Below are 23,282 nucleotides of genomic sequence, written 5' to 3'. Positions count from 1 at the left end.
AACGCCCCCGCCGCCGTGGCCAGGACGGTCCGGCCCGCCCGTACCGTGGTGAGGGTCAACCGGTCCGTCGCCATGCGCAGTTCGTAGCCCGGCGTCGCGAGGGTGATCGGCCCGGTCGCGGCGGCTGCCGGGGCCGCGCCGAGCAGCGGGGCGGCCAGGGCCAGCGCCGCCGAGCAGCGGCGGAGGGTTCGGCTCACGCCGGACATCAGGCACCGCCGCCGCAGGTCAGCTTGGCGTCGGCCCAGTCGGCGTGGTCGAGGGCGTTGCCGTCCCCCGCGTCCGAGACGACGAGTTCGAGCCGGCGCGCGCCTGCCACACCGACGTCGATCTTCTTCGTCGCGGTGTCCCGGTCGACGGTGCCGCTCTCGTAGACGGGCGTTCCGTCGGCGAGGACGGTGTAGGTGACGGTGGCCGGGCCGTCGGTGCGGCCGTAGGTCTCCTGGTCGAGGCCGAGGGCCGCGTGGAAGGTGGTGCAGGTGCCGCCGAGCCACATTTGGACGCTGCTGGCGGCGTGCGTACCGAGGCCCTTCTCGTAGACGGTGTCGTGCAGGCTGAGCGGCCGGCCGTCGCCTTCGGGGTTCTCGCCGACGGACTGGTCGCGTTCGACCGGGCCCCAGCCATTGCTGCTGGACTGGAACGGCAGATCGCTGACGTAGTGTTCGCCGGCCGTGAGCGGCGGTGGCTGCGCCGCCACCACCTCTTCCCCGGCCGCCGAGCCGGGTTTGCCGTGCCGGGTGAATTCGGCGGTGGCGCCGACGATCGCGACGGTGCCGGTCTTCTGGGCCGACGGCACGGAGACGGTCCATTTCGCGCTCGCCGAGGCACCGGGTTCCAGGGTGCCGAGCCGGACCGGGCCGGCCGGGGTCGCGGTCCAGCCGTCCGGCAGGTCCGGGCTCAGGGTGAGGTCGCGGAGCGGCTTGCCCTCGTCCGGGACGGAGACCGCGGCCGTCACCTGGTAGCTGCCGCCCGGCTCGACGGCGTCGGGTGCGTCGACGGTCACCCAGGCCGGGGTGGGCGGGTCGGCGTAGGCGGTGGCGTCGTAGGCCGGAGCGGCCACATCGGCGACCCGCAGCGAGGACGTGACATTGCCGAGCGTGGTGAGGCCGACCTTTCCGAGGCCGCCGCTCTTGGCGTCCTCGCTCCACGAGGCGATGGCGACGGTGTTCTTGCCGTCGGCGCGGAGGACGCCGCCTGGAATGGGGAAGGTGTGCTGCGGGCCGGTGTCGTTGACGTACTGGCCCATCAGCCAGCCGTTGACATAGATGAGGGCGCGGTAGTCACGGTCGGGGGAGTCGGTGATGGTGACGCCGACGGAGACGTCCTGGCCCTTGGGTAGCCGGGGGTTGAAGGTGGTGCGGTACCAGGCGATGCCGGGGGTCTTGTCGGTGGCCGGCAGTGTGGCGTCGGCCCAGGAGCGGTCCGGAAAGCCGGGCAGGGTCCAGCCCGCCCGCTCGCCGTACAGACCGCCGTTGTTCATATGCCCGCGCACGGTGTCGACAGGCTTTTCGCCGCCCCGGGAACCCTGGATGCGCCAGGTGATCTGCGCGTCGGAGCCGGCGAGATACGCCGTGGTCAGCCCGCGCGGCTGCTTGTGGTCGTCGCTGTTCCAGGTGAAGTCCTCGTTGTGGCCCATGGTGCCGACCAGGACGGAGATCACGTTCTCCTTGCCCTTGCGCAGCAGGCCGTCGGCGAGGGGGAAGGTCCGGCGGCCGGTCCTGCTCGTCCCGGCGAACTTTCCGTTGATCCACACCGAGTACGCGCCCACCGCGGCTGAGCCGGTGTCCGGGTTGGTCGCGTAGGCGGTCAGGGAGAGGGACTTCTCGGTGCCGCTGGCCTTGAAGCGGCCCCGGTACCAGACGTAGCCGTAGTGGTAGCCGTACTCGTCCTGGTAGAGCACCGGCAGAGTCCCGGGCGCGGTGGGGTTGCCGGTGGTCAGCTTGTCGGCGTACGTCCAGGACGAGTCGTCGTAGTCCGGGTCGGCCTCGGGGGTTTCCGCGGATGTCTTCCAGCCGGTCAGCTCGGGCAGGGTGACGTCTTTCGGACCGGGCACCGTGCCGAGCAGGCTGCCGGACGCGGTCGGCTTCACCTTCAGGGGTACGCCGTTCCAGGTGACGCTCCGTACGCCGGGCGGTGCGAAGACCTCCAGCGGCCCGGCCTTCCGGGCGTCTCCGGTGAGGGTGAGCGTCCGGCCGGTGACGGATGCCGTACGGACCAGCTCGGTGCCGCGTTCCAGGACCGGACCGGCTCCCGTGTCCTGCCGCCAGAAATCGGCGGCCTGGTCGTCGGTGCCGATGAGGAGCAGCAGATCGGGGCGGCCGCCGCCCTGGATGAGGATCCGGGTGAGACCGGAGTGGGTGTAGTCCAGCTTCAGGTCGCCGCGCTCGGCGTCCCAGGTGGCGTCGGCCTCGCCGTCGACCACGGTGACCTTGGGCTTGGCGGAGTAACGGAGCATGGTCTGCCCGGGGTCGCCTTCGCCGCCGTACAGCACGGCTTGCGTGCGGCCGCCGGCCCGTGTGCTGGTCAGCAGCTCGCTGGTGGAGTAGACGAGCCGCTGCCGGCCGCCGAGGTCGTGGCCGGCGACGAGGATCTTGCCGGTCTTGCCGTTCAGCCGCGCGGTGACCGGATAGGTGCCGTCCGGGGTCGCCCAGTCGAAGGTGGTGGTGGCGTCGGCGCCGGCCATTGGGTCGCCGTGCCGAAGGTAGAGGAACTGGGTGTCGGTGTCCGGGTTGGCGCGGGCTTCGATGTGCACGGCGTCGTTGGACGAGTCGGGCGCGTCGGCCGGATCGGTCGCGGTGAGTGGTCCTGTGGTGGTGTAGAAGAGGCCCTGCCGCTTCATCTCGTCGTAGTCGGCGCCGGTCTGGCGCGGCTCGCTGATCGGTGCGCCGTAGTCGTACGAGGTGTAGACCTGGCGCGGGTCGGCGAGCCGGCCCCAGTTGGTGCCGCCGTAGGCCATATAGAGGTTCTCGATCGTCGTGCCCTGCATGACCTCGTGCTTGTTGACGATCTTCTGGTACGCCGGGCCCATCTTCTCCCGGCACTTCTCGTAGCCCGTGTCTCCCCAGGTCTGGAACCAGCCGGTGCCCGCCTCGAAGATCGCCATCGGTGCGTCGTCCTGCTGCCGCTTGAGGTCGGGCAGCCACCACTCGCCCTTGCAGAAGGAGTTGTACTGGTCCAGCTCGCCGACGAAGTCCAGACCCTCACCGCCCGCGTACTGCGGCATCGGCTCATTGCCGACGAGCGGCACGCTGATGCCGTCGGCCCGCACCTGCTTGCTCAACTCGACGATGTAGTCACGCCCTTCCGGGTCGTACAGCTCGTTCTCGACCTGATAGAGCAGCACCGGTCCGGTGCCGTCGGTGACCTGGCGGCGGGCGAGGATCCGGTCGATTTCCCGGAGCCACTCGCGGGCGGCGGCGAGGTATCCGGGGTCGGTGGAGCGGGCCTGCCCCTTCTGGGTCATCAGCCAGCCGGGGAAGCCTCCGCCGTCCGTCTCGGCGTTGATGTACGGTCCGGGGCGGGCGATGACATAGAGCCCGGCCTCCTCGGCCATGTCGAGCAGCTTGTCGACGTCACGGACGCCGCTGAAGTCGTAACGGCCCTTCGCGGGGGAGTGGTAGGCCCAGTCGAAGTAGATCGAGACGGCGTTCATACCGCTTGCCTTGATTTTCTGAAGCACGTCACGCCACAGGTCGGGGCTGGGGAGCCGCCAGTAGTGGAACTCTCCGGACCATACGAAGAGTCGTTCGCCGTCGACTTTGACGGAGTACTTGTCGTAACTGACCGTATGAGGCGTGGCCTTGGCGGTTTCGGTAGCTGTGCCCGTGGCGTGGGCATGCACCGCCGTGGACAGGACCGCGAGCAGTACGGCGGCCAGTGCTCCGGCCAGCGCGGAGCGCAGCCGTCCAACTCGCCCGAGGCCGGAAGAGGGCGGAAGACGAACGGAGTTCACGAGGTGCCTCCCGGGCAGGTCAGCTTGGCGTCCGCCCAGTCGGCGTGGTCGGTGGAGACATCGCCGTCCCCGTCGACCAGCAGGTCCAGCCAGCGGGCACCGGTCACGTCCACGTCGATCGCGGCGCCGCCGCCGGAGCCGTACAGCACCGGACCGGTGAAGAGGGAGCGGCCGTCGGCGATCACCTGGAAGGAGACGCTGCCGTTGTCACCGACCTCGTCGTCCACCCCCGTGGTGGCGGTGAACCGGGTGCAGCCGCCGCCGAGGTAGACCCGGATCTGGCTGTTCGCGTGCACGCCGAGGCCCTTGGCGTAGGTGGTGCCGCCGATCGCGAGCGGCCGCCCGTCGCCCGCCGCGGACTCGCCGTTGGAGGCGTCCTTCTCGACCGGGCCCCAGCCGTTGACCGACTTGACCAGCGTCAGGTCGCTCACGTAGGCGTCGGCGGACAGCCCCGGCGGCGGCACCTGCACCGCCCGCCGGCCGGTGACGGTGCCTGGACGGCCGGTCTGCGTCAGCTCCGCGGTCGCGGACAGGACGGCGTAGTGAACCGGGTCGCCGGGCGGGGTGACGGTATAGGCCGCGGTCACCGTGTCGCCGGGCCGGACCCGGTCGAAGCGGGTGGTGTCGTCGGTGGTCGCGGTCCAGCCGTCCGGCACGGTCAGCGCCAGCTTGACGTTCCGGGCGGTCGGCGCGCCCTTCGGCACGGTGAGCGTGACGGGGACATCGGTGGCCGTGCCGGGCTTAAGGAACGGCTCGGCGCCGACGGTGACCCGGGCGCCCGACGCCGGCATGGCGTAGGTCCTGGCGTCGTACGAGGGCGCGTCCACCGTACGGACCTTGATCCCGCCCGCCGACGCGCCGAGGTCGACGAGGGTCGCGGAGCCGGGGCCAGAGGCCTTCTCGGTGGACCAGACGGCCAGGGCGATGGTGTTGCCGCCCTGCTCGTGCAGGATGCCCTTGGGGATGACGAAGCGCGTCTGGGGCCCGGTGTCGGCCAGGTAGCGGCCGATCAGCCAGCCGTTGACGAAGATCTGGGCGCGGTAGTCGGTGCTTCCGCCCTTGGGCTCGGCGAGATCCAACGCGATCGCGTTGTCCTGGCCCCGCGGCAGGTCGAGCCCGGCGGTGGTGCGGTACCACCGCACGCCGGGCCCGGTCTTCCCGGTCTGCCCGGACAGGGTGGTGCGGCTCCAGCCGTTGTCGGGGTAACCCGGCAGCGACCAGCCGGCCCGCTCCCCGTACAGCCCGCCGTTGTTGTACTGGCCCCGTGCGGTGTCGACCGGGTGCTCGGCGCCCCGGCCGCCCTGGATCTTCCAGGTGAGGGTGGTGGCCCCACCGATCACCTCGGCGCCGAGCAGGCCGCGCGGTTCCTTGGAGTAGTCATGGCCCCATTCCTCGTTGTGACCCGCGTTCTCGACGAGCACGGAGAGGACGTTGTCGCCTTCCGCCTCGATCGTCCCCGCCGGGATGTCGAAGGTGTGCGCGCCGTCGCCGGAGCTGCCGAGGTAGCTGCCGTTGAGCCACACCGCGTACTGGCCGGTCGGTCCGGTGTTGGCGTTCAGCGCGATCGCGGTCGCCTTCCCCGTGGTCGTGAACCGGCCGCGGTACCAGACGTCGCCGTGGTGGTAGCCGTACTCGTCCATCGCGAGGACGGGCAGCGATCCGTCCAGTTCGGCGTTGTTGGCGCTGAGCCTGGCGGCGGTGGTCCAGGCGGAGTCGTCGAAGCCGGGGGCGGACTCCGGCGCTTCCTCCTTGTACTTCCACGTCGTCAGCTCGGGCAACTCGATGGGGCGAGGCGCCTGGGTGACGGCCGCCGCGCGGCCGTTCCACGTCACTTTGGTGGCATCCGCGATGACCTCGATCTTCGAGGCATCGGTGGAGTCGCCGGTCAGCTTCAGCGTTCCGTCGTCCAGTTCGGCCGTACGGACGAGCGACGGGCCACGCACGAGGACCGGGCCCGCGGCGGTGTCCTGCCGCCACCAGCGGGCGGTCTCCGCGGTGTCGGCGATCAGCAGTTCCAGGCCGTTCACCAGCACTCGGGCCAGCCCGTCGTGGGTGTAGTCCAGCCGCAGATCGCCACGTTCGGCGTCCCAGGCGGTGGTGACATCGCCGTCGAGCACCGTGACCTTCGGCCGCTTCGCGTACCGCAGGACGGTCTCACCGGCCTCGCTCTTGCGTCCGTACAGCAGCGCCACGTCATGGTCGCCGACGCGTGCGTGCGTCATGATCTCCGAGGTGGAGTAGACGAGCCGCTGATCGCCCAGGTCGTAGCCCGCGACGAGGAGTTTGGCGTCCCGGCCGTCGACCGTGATCGTGCCCTGCTGCGGCACGCGCGGATAGTCGCCGTCCGCGCCGGTCAGGGACAGAGTGGTCTCATCCTTGTCCTTCACCCGGGTGTCGGCGTGCCGGACGGTGAGGAACTGGGTGCCGTCGTCGGGGTTGACCCGCCGGTCGACGCGCAGGGCCTCATCGGAAGGAGTGGGCGCCTCGGCCCTGTCGGTCCGCGCCAGCGAGCGGACCGAGTTGACCAAGTACCCGAGGCGCTTGAACTCCTGGTACTTGTCGGTCAGCTGACGGGACTCGTTGATCGGAGCCCCGTAGTCGTACGACGTGTACACCGCGTTCGGATCGGCGAGCCAGCCCCAGTTGGTGCCGCCGTATGTCATGTAGAAGGACTGGCCACTCACCCCGGCGGCGATGTTCATCTTGCTGAACACCCGGGTGAAGTCGGTGCCGGTGAGCTGCGCGCAGTCCTGGTACCCGGTGCCGCCCCAGGGGTCGAAGGCGCCGCCCTGCGCCTCCGGGATGATCAGCGGGGACTCGGGCTTCCACTCACCCGCGTACGAATAGTCCGGCAGGTTCTTCCAGGTGTCGGGTTTCGAGCAGTCGAAGCCCTGCGGGTAGGCGTCGAAGCCGTAGATGTCGGGGGCTCCCTTGCCACTCACCCAGTTCTTGTTGGCACCGCCGTCGTTGACGAAGGTGGGCACGTCGATGCCGTCGTCCTTCGCCCAGTCGATGAGCGTCTGCATGTAGTCGGCGTCCGCGCGGCCGCCCTGGTACTCGTTCTCGACCTGGTAGAGGATCACCGTGCCGGTGCCTCGGGTGAGCTGGTGGCGGGCGATGATGTGGTTGATCCGGCTCATCCACTCGCGCGCGTCGTCGAGGTAGTCGGTCTCGGAGGTGCGGTTCACGCCCTTTCGCGTCTTCCGCCAGGCCGGGAAGCCGCCACCGGAGACCTCGGCGTTGATGTACGGGCCGGGGCGGGCGATCACATACAGACCCGCGCGCTCGGCCTCGTCCAGCAGCCGTTCCACATCACGGATGCCGGTGAAGTCGTACGAACCCGGCTTGGCCGAGTGGTAACCCCAGTCGAAGTACAGCGAGACCGCGTTGAATCCGCCGGCCTTGATCTTCTGGAGTACGTCACGCCATGCGTCGGGGCTGGGCAGCCGGAAGTAGTGGAACTCGGCGCCCCAGATGTACAGGGGCTCGCCGTCGACCTTCACGGAGTACTGGTCGTAGGCGACCGTGTGCTCCTGCGTCCGCGGCTTCGCCTGAGCCGGTGTCGCGGCGGCCGGACCGGTCAGGGGAATGACGGTCAGAAGCGCGGCGAGCAACAGGGAGCGCCATCGCCCTTTCATGACGTCAGCCCCTTCACCACGGCCGCCCGCGCGGTCTCGATGTCGGTGACGTCCTTCGTACGGCCGTCGAGGTTCCGGGTCGCCGTGGCGAGGGCCTCGGTCAGGGCGTCGCTGTCGGCGGCGCCGGCCTCCTTCTTCCTCAGCTCGGCGATCAGCTCGTAGTCCTCGACGCCCTCCTTCAACTGCTCCCAGCGGATGCTGGACATCGGCCCGTCCTTGCCGGGGTAGACCAGGTATTCGTCGCCCTGGGTGAAGATGTGCACCGGCTGATCGAAGGGATCGCGGGTCCAACTGTTGTACGACCAGCGCAGAAACCCATCGAGATTCCGCTGGGCGGAGATCCACGGCAGCATGCGTGACTCGACGGCGGGAGAGTACGACAGGGTGTTCGGATGAGCCGGTGAGCCGTACACGTAGAAGGTGGTGATCTTTCCGGCCGCGCGCCGTTCCGCCACCTTCTCCTTCGTCATCGCGTCGATGCCGCCCCAGTCGACGGACAGGTTCGACGCGACGCCCTCCGTGCTGATCGACCCGGCGACGGAGATACGGTCGTCGAAGGCCGGCGCGATCTCGTGGACGAAGTCCTTGACGACCGTCATGGTGCTGATCGGGCGCTCGTCGAAGGACAGCCAGGTGTCCTCCAGCCAGCCCTTCGCCTTCAGATGCTTCTCGAAGGCGGGCAGAAAAGCCCCCCACGCCTCCCGCCAGCGGTCCCCGCCCAGCTCGACGTTCTCGTAGACGGTCCTGCCGGTACGGGTGTCCGTGTAGGTGAGGTGCTCCTTGTCCTGGAACGCCAGCATGGAGAAGGCGCCGATGTCGGGCCCGAGCCCGGCGCGTCTGGCGGTCCGGACGTACTTGTCCCAGCGGGCGAAGTCGAAGGAGAACGTTTTCCCGTCCCAGGTCCAGCCGACCATGCTGGAGTACGGCGTGGCCGTCTGCGACTCCCGGGTGCCCAGCGACCACTGGTGGTGCCAGGGGTTGTCGACGATGGTGGTGTTGACGACCTTCTGACCGCGGGAAGCCAGGTCGCGGCTGTAGGCCCCGATCAGCTTCCAGTGCTTGTCGGACCAGAGCTTCACGCCGTGTGCCTGGGCGATGGTCTCCGGCTGCGCCCATACGTCGAGAAAGAAGCCGTAGTCATCGGGGTCGGGCGCGCTCGTGGCCGCGACCTCGATGGTCAGCGGGTAACGGGCCTGGGTGCGGCCGTCGGCATCGACCTTCACCGTGCCCCGGTAGGTGCCGGGCCTGGCCTTCTCGGGGATGTGGAAGGTGAACCACAGCGGCTGCGCCGCGTATGCGGGCACGTCCACGGAGGACCGCTCCTCGAGGGGGTCGCCCACCACATCGGGGTTACGGTCGCCGGAGACCTCCTTGCCGGAGCTGACCTGGTCGATGGTGGCGGACCAGTCGACCTCGCTCTTGGAACGCTGCACGGGTACGTACTTCACGAACCGGACCTGGGTGTCGTCTCCGGACAGCTTCGCTCCGCCGGGTCCGGTGAGATCGCCGACCACGGCCTTGACGTTGTCGAGATCCTGGCCGGACGCGATCGCCAACTGCGCCGAGACCTGCTCGTTGCGTACGGCGGAGAGGTTCAGCTCCTTGGTGTCCTTGCCCTGGATGGCGGTCATCGGGTAGCGCGGGACCCGCTCCTCCGCGGAGGTGGCGAAGGATCCGGTGGGCACCCATGTGATGGTGTCCTTGGTGCCCATGGCGTCGGCGACCTTGACCGTCAGCCAGGTGGTGGTGGCCTTGGAATCGAGGTCGGTATCGGTGTTCGCGCCGGTGATGGCGATCGCGGTGGTGCTCGCGGCCACCACGACACCCGCGACGAAGCCGGCGACAGCTGCGGACGTACGTGCCATGGGTCTGTGCTCCCTCTCTCACGGACGTGTGGGGGCATGGTCCCCGGGGGGGCCCCGGGGGGGGGGGGGGGGGGTGCCGGGGAGGGGGGGGGGACGCCGGGCCGGGGGGGGCCGGAGGTGGCGGGGAAACCGCGGTAAGCGGCCTCGATGTTCTCGCCGGGGTAACTGACGTTGGCCGCGCTGGCGACCATCCCGGCGTCACCGGTGCCGGCGGCCGACGGCACCTCGGCGGTGCCGACCCGCGACCAGGTCTCGCCGTCCTTACTGGCATACGCGGTGTAGGAGGTGCCGTCCCGGGTCAGCTTCAGATACGCCGGGTGGTAAGTGGAGCCACCGCCCGCCCAGGTGTCGAGCGCGCCGTTGCCATCGCTGTCGGTCATGAACTCCAGCCCGTACCGCTCGGTCATGACCAGCACCGCGTAACCGCCCTTGCCGGGCGCGGTCAGATCGTTGGCGAGGGCGATCCCCGCCTTGCCGAAGGGAGAGGCGCTGTCCTGGGAGACCAGCTGAGCCTGCACCGTGGCCTTCTCGCCGGCCGCGTCGTGGAGGTAAATGACGCCCTTCTCGTCCTTCCAGCCGGACAGGTCCTGCCCGCCGGCCCAGATGGCGAACTGGTCACCGCCCTGGGCGTATCGGGCGTCATCGGTGGTGGCGGTCGTCAGATACGGGGCCGCCACACTGCCCGGGGCCGCCTTGACCTCGGCCCGCACGGTGTCGGAGACCTTCTGGCCACGGTCGTACCTCACCCTCCCGGTGAGATCGTGACCGCCCCATTGCGCGTCGGCGGCCGGGGTCACCGTCCAGGTGGTGGTGAGTGTTCCGCCGGCCTTGAGGGACTTCGCGGTGGTGGGGCCGGTCGCCGTGGCGGTCCAGCCGTCGGGGAGGTCCAGCGCCGCTTGGACGTTTCTGATGGCCCGGGTGGACCAGTTGGTCGCCTCGGTGGTCACCTCGAAGGGGGTGCCGGAGCCGGTGGACGGGGCGTCAGGGCTGATCAGGACGGAGGCGGCCGGGACGTCGTGGCGCTTCAGGGCCTTGATGGCCTTGGCGGCGCCTTTGGCCTTGAGGTCGACGAAGGCCGGGGTGACGCCGAGCGGTGCCGCGTACCCCTTGAGGTTCTTGGGGCCGTGGATCACCGTGCCGTGGTTGACGTCGTACCAGGTGCCGGGTGGCAGATGGACGGTGCGGGTGGCGCCGGTACTCAGCTTGGGTGCGGCGAGTACGGCCGGGCCGAGCATCCATTCGTCGGTGACGGTGTAACTCTCCTTGTCCTTGGGGAAGTCGAAGAACAGGGGCCGCATGATCGGGTCGCCGGTCCTCAGGGTGGACTGGACCTGGTCCCAGATGTAGGGGGCGAGCTTCTTGTGCGTCTCGATCGCCTGCCGGTAGAGATCGACCGTCTCCTGGTCGTAGTCCACCTTCTGTCCGGTGGTGGTGTCATTGGTGTCCACTGGTGACGTCGAGGCGTACATCAGCGGCATCAGCGAGGCGGACTGCGCCCATCGCACCAGTACGTCCTTGGACGGCGCGGGCTGGCCGCCGGAGCCGCCGACCATGTCGGACTCGACGAACGGGTAACCGATGGTGGAGATCGCCAGGTTCTGGGTGACGGAGGCGCGCAGGGAGTCCCAGCCGGTGCCCTTGTCGACCTGGCGGGTGACGAAGCCGGCCTTGTGGGCCGTCTCGTTCCAGTGCGCCCGGATGCCGGCGCCCTGGAGGTCGAACTCGTCGGCGAGCTGTGTGCCGAGCTTCTGGTAGTCGGTGGCCTGGTGGCCCTCGCGCGGCGCGCACTTCTCGTCGAAGAAGCGGGTGTCGAACTTCAGCCCGTCGACGTCGTAGGTGTCCATGAGCTTCTTGAGGTTGCCCTCGTACCAGGCCCTGGCGTCGGGGTTCGCCAGGTCGATGATTCCGGCTTGGCCGTTCCACCAGGTCACTTCGCAGGGCTTGCTGGTGTCCTTGGCGTCCATGAGGAGGTAGCCGTTGTCGACGGCGTGCTGGTAGTTGTCCGAGTCCAGGTTGATCCACAGGGTGACCCAGAGGCCGAAGTCGAACCCCATGTCGTGGATCTTGTCGGACATGCCCTTGGGATCGGGGAAGGTCGTGGGGTCCCAGGTCAGATTGCCGTAGTTCGACTCCCACTTGTCGTCGAGCTGGATGGTGTGTCCGTCAAGGCCGTTGTTGTCGAGATCAGTGGCGTAGTCGAGTAGTTTCTCCTGGTCGACCTTGGTGTAGAACTGTGCCCAGGAATTCCACAGCGGCTTGGCGTACTGCTCGTATGTGGCATCGCTCTTGTCCGGCTTGCCGACGATGCCGATGTAGTCGCGGTAGACCCCCAGCGGGGTCGACTCGACGAACACGGTGGCCTTGTAGGTGTCGGGCGACTCGACGGTGAAGCGGCCGAGGCCGTCCTTGTCCTTGTTGAGCGCCACGTCCATGACATCCCCGGTGTCGACCCGGAGGCCGGTCGCGGTGGAGGTGTACCAGAACGGGTCGATCATGTTGTACGAGGCCGGGCCGAAGGCTCCGTGGTCGACCTCGCCTGTGTCGAGCGGCCAGGGCTGGTTGACACCGGGGCCGCCCTGCGGGGTCTCCGCCTCGCCGTGGCCGTACCAGTGGCCCGCCGATGACAGGTCGTAGGCGAGGCCGAGTTGGTCGGGGCTGCCGCCCTCGACGTCCCAGTCCAGCTGGTAGCGGTCGGATGTGGGGGTCAGCCGCGCTTTGACGGTGGCGCCGTCGAGCGTGGTGTCGACGGTGAGGGCGAGGACGCCGTCCTTCCATGCCCAGTCGGTGACTTCGGTCGCTCGCTGCCACTGGCCGCCGGAGCGGAATCGCAGGCCCCCCGTCTCGCCGCCCGCTGTGCTGAGCACGGCCTCTCCGGCGCGCTCGGTGGTGATGGCGAGTTCGCCGGTGGCGATGTCGATGATGTAGCCGGGGGTCTTCTCGGTGGCCGGCACGGACACGGTGAGGGCATCCGCGCTGCGGGTCACCTTCGGCTGGGCGGAGGTGTCTGCCCGGGCCGGTGTGGTGAGGGGTTCGGTCACGGACGGTATGAGCGCCAGGGCCAGCGCGGCGGCCAGAAGCATGCCGAATCCGCGGGTTTCGCGCGATCTACGGGGGTGGGTGCGCACTCACGTCCTCCTGCGGGGCGGGCATGGTGTCGTTGAGTAGCACTGCAAGATCATGCTTATTTCTGTTCATATTCTTGCGTTTTAAGTCAACTGTCAACACTCGTCGCCGTGATTTCTTGACCCCAACCATCAGGCCCGACGTCCCTGGTGACGGTGGATTTCCCTGGTTGGCGCACTGGCTCCTGAGACCGCGAGCCAGGGGAAGACGGCGGTAAATTCTGGGTGAACCACGCCCGATTCGTGCGGTTCTGCTTCCTGAGCGCGGGTCAGGCGCGAAGGCGCCCGCCGCCTCGCGCGTCTTCGGGGCCGTCCCCTGGGCCATCCCGTGCGCATGATGGATGTGAATGCTTGATTCTGGCAGTTTCGATCAGAATCAAGCACTCCAGCGCACGGCTGTTGTTCTGCGACAAGGGCGACGCTCAGGCCCGGACGATCTCCACGCCCGCAGCCGCGAACGGGTCGGTCAGCGCGGGGCCCGCCGCCTTGTCGGTCACCAGCACATGGACGTCCTCCACCGGGCAGATCCGGGCGAAGGCCCGCCGGCCCAGCTTGGAGGAGTCCGCGACGACGACCACCTGTTCGGCCCGCAGTGCCAGCGCCCGGTTGATGTCGGCCTCGCCCTCGTCCTGGGCCGTCGCACCGTATCTGACGTCGATCGCGTCGACGCCGATGAAGACGTGGTCGAGGGTGATCCGCGTGAGCACCTCGGTGGCGAGCGGCCCGGTGAGCTCGTACGAGGCAGGGCGGGCCACGCCGCCGGTGACGACGAGTTTCACATGGCGGCGTGCAACCAGTTCGTTGGCGATGTTCAGCGCGTTGGTGACCACCGTCAGCGAGGGCCCGGCGCCCTCTGTGCCCAGCTCCGGCCGGGCGGTCAGCGCACGGGCGACCGCGGTGGTCGTGGTGCCGCCGTTCAGACCCACCACGGCGCCCGCCTTCACCAGGCCCGCCGCGGCGTCGGCGATCCGCTCCTTCTCCGGAGCGTTGCGCGCGGCTTTGTAACGGAGCGGCAGATCGTACGCGATCGCGTTGATCACGGCGCCGCCATGGGTACGGGTGACCATCTGCTGACGCGCCAGCTCGTCCAGATCACGCCGGATCGTGGCGGCGGAGACCTGCATCGCGTCAGCGGCGGCCTCGACCTCGATCCGTCCGTCGCGCGTCAGTATCTCCAGCAACGCGCTCCATCTGGCCTGCGGTGCCCCCATGTGTCATCCCTTGTTCCGTGGTGTGCGGGCCCAAGACTTTAGCTCGCCGGAACAAGCGTTTTCGTCCACGATCATTTCAGCCGTGAGGGAAGGCCACCGCCACTCCATGCCCCTGATCCCCACCGCCGAACTCCTCTGCGCGGCCCGCGCTGATGGCCGTGGCGGAGGCTGCCCGGCGCTGCCCGGCTCTACCCATGACCGTGGCTACGGCAGAAGCAGCTCCCCGCGCAAGACGGGCGTGTACGTATGGTGCGTGTCGGTCCTCGGACACAGAAGATATCCCCAACTTGTGCGGGTCGAGCGTTGCCTCGGCCCGCACGAGCTGTTTTCCGGGCTCGTGGATCGGCTTGAGACCGAGGTTCCGGTAGACCTCGGCCTTACGCTTCGGCGCGGTAGCACGCGCACCGTCTCCGCCATCGCCGCAGGGGCATCGGCGATGTTCCACGGGGCGAGTGAGATCACGAGGCCGTCGACGGAGTCGTGAGGCGGATCACGTCTGGCGGGGGGCCAGATGATCGCGGCTCGTGCGAATGGGTGCCGAGGGTGGGGCCACCTGCCGTTTTATGAGAGCCGAAGCAACAGCCTGATCCATTGCGTGAAAAGTGTGTACAGCTGTTAACTCTGTGTTTCGTAGGGAAGATTGCGCCGCGCCGCCGGGCAATGGATACGATCACGGCATGGTTACGGCTTGGTCGCGCTCCGGCATGCAATGGCTCCGTTCCGCGGGGCTATTGCGTCTGCTGTGGCTGGCCGTGCTGGTGTTCGGCGTCCTGGTCACGCACGGCGCGAGCGCGGAGAGCGTCCAGGGGCACGCAAGGGTTGGTGCAACCGCGCCCGCACACGCGTCCGCCGTGATGCAGGAAGGTCACAGCGGGGCCGGACGGGGCGGCGCTGTCGCGAGCGCGTCGTCTGACTTCGCGGCAATCGACGGCCAGCACGAGGGTGACGGTTCGCCCCACCTGGTTGAAGACTGCGTCTCCGGCCAGCCCCAGCAGGACCCGTATCTGGCCGCTCCAAGTCTGTCCACATGGGGCCGTGTGCCATCGACGCGCCCGTTTGCATTGGGGAAGTCCGACCCCTTCCGGTCGAAGTCGGCCGTTCCTTCGTTGATGGGTTCGAGAGTCTCCGTGGTGCAGCAGGTCTAGATTCCGGCGTACCCGACTGGCCGCCGCTCTCCTGAGAGATGACAGGCCCGCCCTGCGGGACGGGGCGGCCAAGTGCGGTCAGTTCCCGGCTCCCTGGACGTCCGTGGCCACGCTTCCTCGCGTTGAACGGACCGCTCCTCGGCGCCTGCCTGCTCGGATGCCTGCTGATCCCGATCCGCCGCTCCCTCCCCACGCCGTGGGAGCGGCGGCCGCTCCCCGGAGGAACCGTGCCGTTACACCCCCTTTCCCACGCTCACATCAGCTGCCCGGCTACCAGGGCTCGGCTGCTGCGGCCGCTGGTCTTCGTCCTCGGAGTCCTGCTGCTGTGGGCGTTCGGCTGTTCTGCGACGCACGCTGACGACAGCCACACGCGGGGCCGACCCTCGGCCTCGGCCGGTCTCCCCTCGCTCGCGTCGGCAGACACCGAGCGTGCGATGCCCCACGGACCGCATCCACACTGCGGTGCACATTGCGCGCCGTACGTGGTCAGCCAAGTTCTCCCGCGTGCCCGGCAGTTGTTCACGGACACCGCGGTCATCGCCGACTTCGCCGGAGTGGCGGCGGGAGTGCCCTCCGCCGTTGCCGGCCAGCGGTGGGTCGCTCGACACGGAGGAAGCAGACCCCGGATACGGCGTTCAGGCCGGTCCACCCTCGCCGTCGTCTGCCGGTGGCGGATCTAGACGGGCCTTCGCGGCCATCGACACGGGCCGCGCGTGCCGCCACCAGGTACCGAGGCGAATGCCTCTTGCTGGGCCGGACGGCGCGCCCGACGAAACCCCGTCACACCACCGATGAGAGCGGAAGATGCACCCGCAGACCACAACCGAGATCACACTTCCCGCCCGCTCGGCCCTGTCCGGGCTCGTGGGCGACACCCCGGTTCTCCGGATCTCCGATCCCCTCACCCCCGCTGACCGGGGGTTCTGGGCGAAGCTGGAGGGTTTCAACCCCGGCGGGATCAAGGACCGGCCCGGCCTGTACATGGTCGAGCGGGCCCGCGCCCGTGGTGATCTGCGCCCCGGCGCCAGGATCATCGAATCCACCAGCGGCACCCTCGGCCTGGGACTGGCCCTGGCCGGCATGGTCTACGGCCACCCCGTCACCCTGGTCACCGACCCAGGGCTGGAGCGGTCCATGACCCAGCTGCTGACCACCTACGGAGCCCAGGTCGACGTCGTCCCCGAACCCCACCCCACCGGCGGCTGGCAGCAGGCGCGGCGCGAGCGAGTGGCTGAGCTCATGGCGCAGCACCCCGGCTCGTGGTGCCCCGACCAGTACAACAACCCCGACAACACCACCGCCTACACCCCACTCGCGCTGGAGCTGGCCTCCGAACTGGGCCACATCGACGTGCTGGTGTGCAGCGTGGGTACCGGCGGCCACTCCGCCGGCATCTCCCGGGTGCTGCAGGCCCTGTACCCGGAGCTGAAACTCGTCGGCGTCGACACCATCGGCTCGACCATCTTCGGGCAGCCCGCCCGCACCCGGCTGATGCGCGGCCTGGGTTCAAGCATCTACCCCCGCAACGTCGCCTACGACAACTTCAGCGAGGTGCACTGGGTGGCACCGGCCGAGGCGGTGTGGACCTGCCGCCGGCTCGCCGCCTCCCACTACGCCACCGGCGGTTGGAGCGTCGGCGCGGCCGCCCTGGTGGCGGGCTGGCTGGCCCGCACCCTGCCCGCGGACACGAAGATCGCGGCGATCTTCCCCGACGGCCCGCAACGCTATCTCGGCACGGTCTACGACGACGACTACTGCGCCACCCACGGTCTGCTCGACTCCCCGCCGCCCGTCGAACCGGAAACCATCGGCCGCCTGGACGAGAAGGAAGTCAGCCGCTGGACCCGGTGCACCACCGTGGTCGACCCGCTCACCCTGTCCGATCCGGCGCAGGAGAACGACGCCGCAGAGCTCGCTGAGTTCGACACCCGGGAGGAGGGAGACCGGTGATGGACCGGCAGTCACGTTCCGAGGGAACCTGGGCGCAGATGCGCTCCTACCCGCGCAGCGTCCAGTTGCTGATGGTGAACCAGTTCTCCATCAACCTCGGCTTCTACATGCTGATGCCGTACTTGGCCGCGCACCTGTCCGGCACGGTCGGGCTGGCCGGCTGGGCCGTCGGGCTCGTGCTCGGCATACGCAACTTCAGCCAGCAGGGGATGTTCCTGGTCGGCGGAACCCTGGCCGACCGGCTCGGCTACAAGCCGCTGATCATCGCCGGGCTGATGCTCCGCATCGTCGGCTTCGCGACCCTCGGACTGGTGGACGCGCTGCCCGCGCTGCTCGCCGCATCCGCGGCGACCGGGCTGGCGGGCGCCCTGTTCAACCCGGCGGTGAGGGCCTATCTGGCGGCGGACGCCGGGGAGCGCAGGGTCGAAGCGTTCGGGCTGTTCAACATCTTCTACCAGGCCGGCATCCTGCTCGGCCCACTCGTCGGCATGGTGCTCACCGGTGTCGACTTCCGCGTCGCCTGCCTGGTGTCGGCCGGGATCTTCGCGCTGCTGAGCATCGTGCAGCTCCGCAGTCTGCCCGCCCGCCGGGCAGATGACGCGCCGACCACCAAGGGAAGCGGCGGGCAGGACGGCGTGCTGTCCCAGTGGCGCACCATCGTGGCCAACCGGCCGTTCCTGCTGTTCTCGGTCGCCATGATCGGCTTCTATGTCATGCAGTTCCAGGTCTATCTCGCGCTGCCGCTGGAAGTGCGGCGCCTGGGTGGCGACGGAACGTCCGGGACAGCGGCGGTGGCGATGCTCTTCGCCGTCTCGGGCCTGAGCACGATCCTCTTCCAGACCAAGGTGACCGAGTGGTGCAAGGCCCGCATGGAGCCGGGCCGGGCACTCGCCTGGGGGCTGTTCACCATGGGCGTGGCGTTCCTGCCCCTGCTGGTACCGACGGCCGTGCCCGTGCCGGAGGGCGGAGTGGAGCTGTGGCTGCTCGCGGCCGTCCCGCCCGCGCTCTCCGCTCTGCTCCTGGCGGTGGGGACGATGATCGCCTACCCGTTCGAGATGGACACCATCGTCCGGCTCTCCGGTGACCGCCTGGTCGCCACCCACTACGGGCTCTACAACACCATCTGCGGCGTCGGCATCACGCTCGGAAACCTGCTGACCGGGGCCTCTCTGGACGCCGCCCGCGCGGCCGGCGTCTCCGCGCTCCCGTGGATCGTGCTCTGCGCGCTCGGCCTGGCCTGTGCCGCCGCCCTGTACGGACTGCAGCGTACCGGCCGCCTCGCGCCGCCGGTACGCGAGACACAGCCCGAGTCGGTGTCTGCCTGACCGATGCTCCTGCGGCAGGGAGGACGAGCTTTCCTCCGTCCTCCCTGCCGGCCATGCGTCGAAGTCGCCGCCGTATGCGGCCGCCGAGGCGGCCGCTCCTCAACGAACCCGTAGGGATGGAAATCCACCGTGAGCTCGAAACCTGTCGTACTCCTGGCTGAAAAGCTGTCACCCGCCACTGTCGGCGCCCTGGGCCCGGACTTCGAGATCCGGCTCTGCGATGGCGCCGATCGAGCCGAACTCCTCCCCGCGATCGCGGATGTCGACGCGATCCTGGTGCGCAGCGCGACCACGGTCGACGCGGAGGCCATCGCCGCCGCCAAGAAGCTGAAGGTCGTCGCCCGCGCCGGGGTCGGCCTCGACAACGTCGACGTCTCCGCCGCCACCAAGGCCGGCGTCATGGTCGTCAACGCCCCGACCTCCAATATCGTCACCGCCGCCGAGCTCGCCTGCGGCCTGCTCATCGCCACCGCGCGGAACATTCCGCAGGCCAATACGGCGCTGAAGAACGGCGAGTGGAAGCGCAGCAAGTACACCGGTGTGGAGCTGAGCGAGAAGACCCTCGGCGTCGTCGGCCTCGGCCGGATCGGCGTCCTGGTCGCCCAGCGGATGTCCGCCTTCGGGATGAAGGTCGTCGCCTACGACCCGTACGTGCAGCCCGCGCGCGCCGCGCAGCTGGGCGTCAAGCTCCTCTCGCTCGACGAGCTGCTGGAGGTCTCGGACTTCATCACGGTCCACCTCCCCAAGACCCCGGAGACCGTCGGTCTGATCGGCGACGAGGCGCTGCACAAGGTCAAGCCCGAGGTCCGGATCGTCAACGCCGCGCGCGGCGGGATCGTCGACGAGCAGGCACTGGCCAGCGCGCTCAAGGAGGGCCGCGTCGCCGCCGCGGGTCTGGACGTCTTCGCCCAGGAGCCGTGTACCGACTCCCCGCTCTTCGAGTTCGACAACGTCGTGGCCACCCCACATCTGGGCGCCTCGACCGATGAGGCCCAGGAGAAGGCGGGCATCGCCGTCGCCAAGTCGGTGCGGCTGGCGCTCGCGGGAGAGCTGGTCCCGGACGCGGTCAACGTCGAGGGCGGCGTCATCGCCGAGGACGTCCGCCCCTGCGTGCCGCTCGCCGCGAATCTCGGCCGGATCTTCACCGCCCTGGCCGGCGAGGTCGCCGTCCGGCTCGACGTCGAGGTGCACGGCGACATCACCCGGCACAACGTCAAGGTGCTGGAACTCTCCGCACTCAAGGGCGTTTTCGAGAACGTCGTCGACCAGGCGGTTTCCTACGTCAACGCACCACTGCTCGCGCGGGAACGCAGGGTCGATGTGCGCCACACCACCAGCTCGAAGTCCCCCGACCACCACCATGTGGTGACCGTCCGCGGCACACTCACCAGCGGTGAGCAGGTCGCGGTGTCCGGCACGCTGGCCGGCCCCAGGAACATCCAGAAGATCGTGTCGGTGGGTCAGCACACCATCGACCTCGCGGTCAGCGACCACCTGATCTTCCTGCGGTACAAGGACCGGCCCGGCATCGTCGGTACCGTCGGCCACATACTCGGCGAGTCGGGCCTCAACATCGCCGGCATGCAGGTCTCCCGGTCCGTACCGGGCGGTGAGACGCTCGCCGTCCTGAACGTCGACAGCAACGTCCCCGCCGACGTACTCAACGAAATCGCCCAGGAGACCGACGCCACCTTCGCCCGCTCGGTCACCCTCGGCTGACCCCATACCAAGGTCGTAGAACCCGGGCCGCTCACTGCTTCGGCGGTGGGCGGCCCGAGGCCGCACGCTCGAGGTTTTCGTTAGGCGGCCGGGGAGGACCTTCACCGGCGCGGTGGCGTCTGCGGCGGCCCTCTCCGCCAGGGCGCGCGGCCTGGGCTCCGGTTCCACGGCCATGCGCTTCGGCGAAGGCGTTGATCCGCGGGTAGATGGGTTACGGCGCTGATGGGGTGAGAAGGTCGATGCAGTAGCGGTCGTCGACGACCATGCGGGTGATCCCGCGTACTTGGCCTTCGGCCTTGTGGAGCCGGGCGAGGTGGTCGGATTCGTGGTCGCGGTGTCGGCGACGGCGAGGACACCTGCGGCCCGGCCGTCGACCGCGGCGAAGACCGGGGTTCTGCCTTCGGCCGAGAGGCCGGCCCGGACTCAGTTACCCGGAGGTCGCTTGGTCCCTTCCAGCACCGGGTCCCGTGACCGTCGCTTGCTCGCCGATGGCCGGGGTGCTCTTGGGCTTGAACGCTCGGCTTCACACCCCGCCGCTACCAGCGACGCATGCGAGCGCGGGGACGGGCCTTGGACACTGGCCCGAAGTTCAGCCGATCGATACCTCCTTCACGTGGCTGTCCTTACTTACGTGATGCGACTTCGTGTCGCACTCTGAGCGTCGTACTTGGCGGGCAGGGTAGTGCCGGGCCCAGGGGGAGCGGACGATGATGAAGGCCGGTTCCTAGGCGGCTTAGGATTGCGATGATGCGCCGAGGCCAGAAGGAGGGCTTATGCCGCGGTTCGGGGACCTGGAGGCCGCGATCATGGACACGGTGTGGGCCGCAGACAAGCCGCTGCGTGTGCGGGAGGTGCTGGAGCGGCTCGACCGCGAGCCCGAACCGGCCTACAACACCGTGCACACGGTGACCGAGGTGCTGCACCGCAAGGGCTGGCTGTCCAAGGAGAAGGACGGGCGCGCCTTCCGCTATGGAGCGACCGCGAGTCGCGAGCAGTACGTCGCCGGGCTGATGGGCGAGGTGCTGGCCGTGGCCGACGACCGCGCGGCCGCGGTGGTGAGCCTGGTCGAGTCCATGGAGCCGGACGAGGCCGCCGAACTGCGCCGTCTGCTCGCCGCTGCCCGGGACGGCAGGGCCCAGAGCGAGGACCGCGACCGTTGATCGTCGCCTTGGCGCTGCTCGCTTACGCCGCCGCCCTGGCCATGGTGGGCGGCCGGATGCTCCGCCTTGTCGGCCATGGCGAGTCTCCTCCTGTTGCCGGCCACCACTGAACCTAGTCTGCTTAGGTGTTTGGGTAAGAGTGTGTCGGCCCCGCCCGGACGAGACGCCGAATTCGGCGGCCCGTTCCGCCGCACAGGGACTGGCCGAGCTACGGACCGTATCCATGTCCCTGATCAGGCCACTGTTCCGGCACGGACTCCGCCAGCCGTGCACCCGGGTATCGCGGAGCCAGACGTTCACGTGGTCGAGCAGTTCGTGGAAGACGAACCAGGTGTGGGCGCTGCGCTCACCGATCCGGCAGTACGCGATGGTGTCCCGGCCAAAGTCGACCCCCGCATCGCGGTAGAGGTCACGCAACATCTCGTCCGGTTTGAAGGTGCCGTCATCGTTGGCCGCCCTCGACCACGGCACGTTCCTGGCAGAGGGGATATGACCACCTCGCTGCGCCGATTCCTGCGGCAGGTGGGCTGGGGCCAGCAGCTCCCCAGAGAACTCCTGCGGAGAGCGGACATCGATGAGGTTCTTCTCGCCGATCGCGGCCAGCACTTCATCCCGGAAGGCCCGGATCGAGAAGTCCGGTTCCTGGGCCGTGTAGTCGGTTCTGGGCCGCTGCGGTACTTCAGCGGTGAGCGGCCGGGACTGCGGTTCCCATAGCTTGCGGCCGCCGTCGAGCAGACGTACCCGGTCATGTCCATAGATCTTGAAGTACCAGTAGGCGTACGCGGCGAACCAGTTGTGGCGCTGACGTCCTCGTCCACCTCGGCGAACACAACTTGCGGGTCAACTCTCATCGGTGCGGGTGTCAATTCCATAGTGGTAGCCCGCCGGCGCCGCGTCCATTGCTGTTATGTGGGGTCGAGGCCGTGACCGCGAAGCCAGGCCAATGGGTCTATCGCGTCGCCGCCGCCGGGATGCACTTCAAGATGCAAGTGTGGCCCCGACGAGTTGCCTGAGCTTCCCGCGTAGGCGATGGCCTCTCCCGCCTTGACGTGGCCGGCGCGGATTTTGGCACTGGCGAGGTGGCAGTACCAGGTCTCGGTGCCATCGGGAGCGGTGACGATGACCATGTTTCCGTAGAACGGATTCCATTTGGCTTCGACCGTGCCGTCGGTGACGGCCATCACCGGGGTGTTCATGGGCACGGGGAAGTCGAGTCCGGTATGCCGGCTCGACCACATGGAGCCGGCCGCTCCGAACAGTTCGCCGACTCCTCGCTGTGCGACGGGAAGAGCGAACTTCGGGCGGAGCGCCTCCTTGCGTGCCGCTTCCGCCTTTCTGTGTGCGGCTTCGGCCGCCTTGCGCCTCTGCTCCTGCAGCTGACGTTGCTTGAGATCGATGCGTTGCTGCGTACGGCTGGCGCGATCGGCGAAGTCATCTGCGCCGCGTGTCACACCGGCGAGCTGCGCGTCGAGCTTGCCGTTGGCGGCCGACGGCTCGATGACCTGTGGTGCGTCCGGCGCGGCCTGTGTGGCCTTCTCATCCTGGTCGTCGACGCTGACGGAGACGGCCGCAGCTCCTGTGATGGCCATAACGACAGCGGACGGGACGGCGACGGTCAGGAGCGCGGATCGCCGGGCGGACGCACGACGGTTACGGACGTCGGCACGGCTCGGTCCGGGTGAGGCGATCCCCGCGTCCTCGGCGGCGTCCTGGACGTGCGATACCAGGCAGGGCGGCTCATCGGCCGGAGAGGAAATGAGGTTCGGTGAGGCAGGAGACCCGCAGGAAGTGCCGGAATCCGCGGCGGCGCCCGTGCTCCACGTCTGCGTCTGTGACTCGGAGTCTGCGAAGCATGCTGTGGAGTCGACCCCATCGCGCCCTTGGCCGGTGGAGTCCTCCCACTGGGCTATGTACCCGCTCGGGTCTGCCGGGCCCAGGTCGGCCGCGGACGAGCTCATCTCCGCATGGCCGGGGGTGTCCCGCATCGTGGTGGGGTCATAGCCGTAGGTGTTGCCCGACAGCCGATGGTCGGGCTCGTCGTAAAGGGCGGCCGTGGTGTCGTACACGCTGGGCATCGCGCCGAACAGCGGGTCCTCGTCGTAACCGCTGGATCTCACACCGCCGTGCTGGGCACCATCGTGGTAGTAGGCATGGTAGATCCCGTACGCGGCGTCGGGGGACTGGGTCCCGGCCGGGAC

General features: G+C 69.0%; 11 protein-coding genes and 1 pseudogene. 4 read left to right on the top strand and 8 right to left on the bottom strand.

Annotation, left to right across the window (positions count from 1 at the left end):
- Window positions 1-205: 205 nt before the first annotated feature.
- The 5 genes from ACFXB5_RS31720 to ACFXB5_RS31700 form a co-directional block, all read right to left on the bottom strand.
- A complete protein-coding gene (locus ACFXB5_RS31720) occupies window positions 206-3,949 on the bottom strand; it encodes a beta-galactosidase (RefSeq protein ID WP_385214218.1) in 3,744 nt (1,247 codons plus the stop codon).
- Window positions 3,946-7,587 carry a beta-galactosidase gene (locus ACFXB5_RS31715; RefSeq protein WP_385214216.1) on the bottom strand — a complete coding sequence of 1,214 codons (3,642 nt, stop codon included), beginning with the start codon at window positions 7,585-7,587 and terminating at the stop codon, window positions 3,946-3,948. Before ACFXB5_RS31715 ends, ACFXB5_RS31720 begins: the two co-directional genes overlap by 4 nt.
- Window positions 7,584-9,404: a glycoside hydrolase domain-containing protein gene (locus ACFXB5_RS31710; RefSeq protein ID WP_385214251.1), complete on the bottom strand. Its 1,821-nt coding sequence runs from the start codon at window positions 9,402-9,404 to the stop codon at window positions 7,584-7,586. Before ACFXB5_RS31710 ends, ACFXB5_RS31715 begins: the two co-directional genes overlap by 4 nt.
- On the bottom strand, window positions 9,320-12,532 hold the full coding sequence (locus ACFXB5_RS31705; protein ID WP_385214214.1) for a TIM-barrel domain-containing protein: 3,213 nt from the start codon (window positions 12,530-12,532) through the stop codon (window positions 9,320-9,322). Before ACFXB5_RS31705 ends, ACFXB5_RS31710 begins: the two co-directional genes overlap by 85 nt.
- Before the next feature lie 464 nt (window positions 12,533-12,996).
- The gene (locus ACFXB5_RS31700; protein ID WP_385214211.1) at window positions 12,997-13,785 is read right to left on the bottom strand and encodes a DeoR/GlpR family DNA-binding transcription regulator; all 789 of its coding nucleotides are present in this window, start codon (window positions 13,783-13,785) and stop codon (window positions 12,997-12,999) included.
- A 1,949-nt stretch (window positions 13,786-15,734) separates the two neighbouring features.
- On the opposite strand from ACFXB5_RS31700, the gene ACFXB5_RS31695 reads away from it, so the two are divergent.
- The 3 genes from ACFXB5_RS31695 to serA all read left to right on the top strand — a co-directional run bounded on the left by ACFXB5_RS31695 (window position 15,735) and on the right by serA (window position 19,924).
- On the top strand, window positions 15,735-16,880 hold the full coding sequence (locus ACFXB5_RS31695) for a PLP-dependent cysteine synthase family protein (RefSeq protein ID WP_385214208.1): 1,146 nt from the start codon (window positions 15,735-15,737) through the stop codon (window positions 16,878-16,880).
- Window positions 16,880-18,205: an MFS transporter gene (locus ACFXB5_RS31690; protein WP_385214206.1), complete on the top strand. Its 1,326-nt coding sequence runs from the start codon at window positions 16,880-16,882 to the stop codon at window positions 18,203-18,205. Before ACFXB5_RS31695 ends, ACFXB5_RS31690 begins: the two co-directional genes overlap by 1 nt.
- A 129-nt stretch (window positions 18,206-18,334) precedes the next feature.
- Window positions 18,335-19,924, top strand: a complete 1,590-nt coding sequence (serA, locus tag ACFXB5_RS31685) for a phosphoglycerate dehydrogenase (protein ID WP_385214204.1) — start codon at window positions 18,335-18,337, stop codon at window positions 19,922-19,924.
- Between the two features lie 211 nt (window positions 19,925-20,135).
- Here the strand turns inward: serA and ACFXB5_RS31680 are convergent, their stop codons facing one another.
- Window positions 20,136-20,351, bottom strand: a complete 216-nt coding sequence (locus ACFXB5_RS31680) for a metal-sensing transcriptional repressor (protein ID WP_385214248.1) — start codon at window positions 20,349-20,351, stop codon at window positions 20,136-20,138.
- Window positions 20,352-20,697: 346 nt separating this feature from the next.
- Here ACFXB5_RS31680 and ACFXB5_RS31675 point away from each other — a divergent pair, with 346 nt between their 5' ends.
- Window positions 20,698-21,084: a BlaI/MecI/CopY family transcriptional regulator gene (locus tag ACFXB5_RS31675; RefSeq protein ID WP_385214201.1), complete on the top strand. Its 387-nt coding sequence runs from the start codon at window positions 20,698-20,700 to the stop codon at window positions 21,082-21,084.
- Window positions 21,085-21,375: 291 nt separating this feature from the next.
- Here the strand turns inward: ACFXB5_RS31675 and ACFXB5_RS31670 are convergent.
- A pseudogene (locus ACFXB5_RS31670) lies at window positions 21,376-21,882 on the bottom strand (sulfurtransferase); the annotation flags it as partial.
- A gap of 107 nt (window positions 21,883-21,989) precedes the next feature.
- On the bottom strand, window positions 21,990-23,282 hold a 1,293-nt coding region (locus ACFXB5_RS31665), incomplete at its 5' end, for a M23 family metallopeptidase (protein ID WP_385214198.1).

Origin of the sequence: Streptomyces sp. NPDC059455 (genome assembly GCF_042750115.1) — a bacterium.
In the GTDB taxonomy this organism is placed as follows: domain Bacteria; phylum Actinomycetota; class Actinomycetes; order Streptomycetales; family Streptomycetaceae; genus Streptomyces; species Streptomyces endocoffeicus.
This window is presented reverse-complemented; position numbering and strand designations above follow the sequence as displayed.

Excerpts from the sequence above, each read along its gene's own strand:
- ACFXB5_RS31715 (WP_385214216.1), bottom strand. The coding sequence starts at position 7,587 with ATGAAAGGGCGATGGCGCTCCCTGTTGCTCGCCGCGCTTCTGACCGTC.
- ACFXB5_RS31705 (WP_385214214.1), bottom strand. The coding sequence starts at position 12,532 with ATGCTTCTGGCCGCCGCGCTGGCCCTGGCGCTCATACCGTCCGTGACC.
- ACFXB5_RS31700 (WP_385214211.1), bottom strand. The coding sequence starts at position 13,785 with ATGGGGGCACCGCAGGCCAGATGGAGCGCGTTGCTGGAGATACTGACG.
- ACFXB5_RS31695 (WP_385214208.1), top strand. The coding sequence starts at position 15,735 with ATGCACCCGCAGACCACAACCGAGATCACACTTCCCGCCCGCTCGGCC.
- ACFXB5_RS31690 (WP_385214206.1), top strand. The coding sequence starts at position 16,880 with ATGGACCGGCAGTCACGTTCCGAGGGAACCTGGGCGCAGATGCGCTCC.
- ACFXB5_RS31675 (WP_385214201.1), top strand. The coding sequence starts at position 20,698 with ATGCCGCGGTTCGGGGACCTGGAGGCCGCGATCATGGACACGGTGTGG.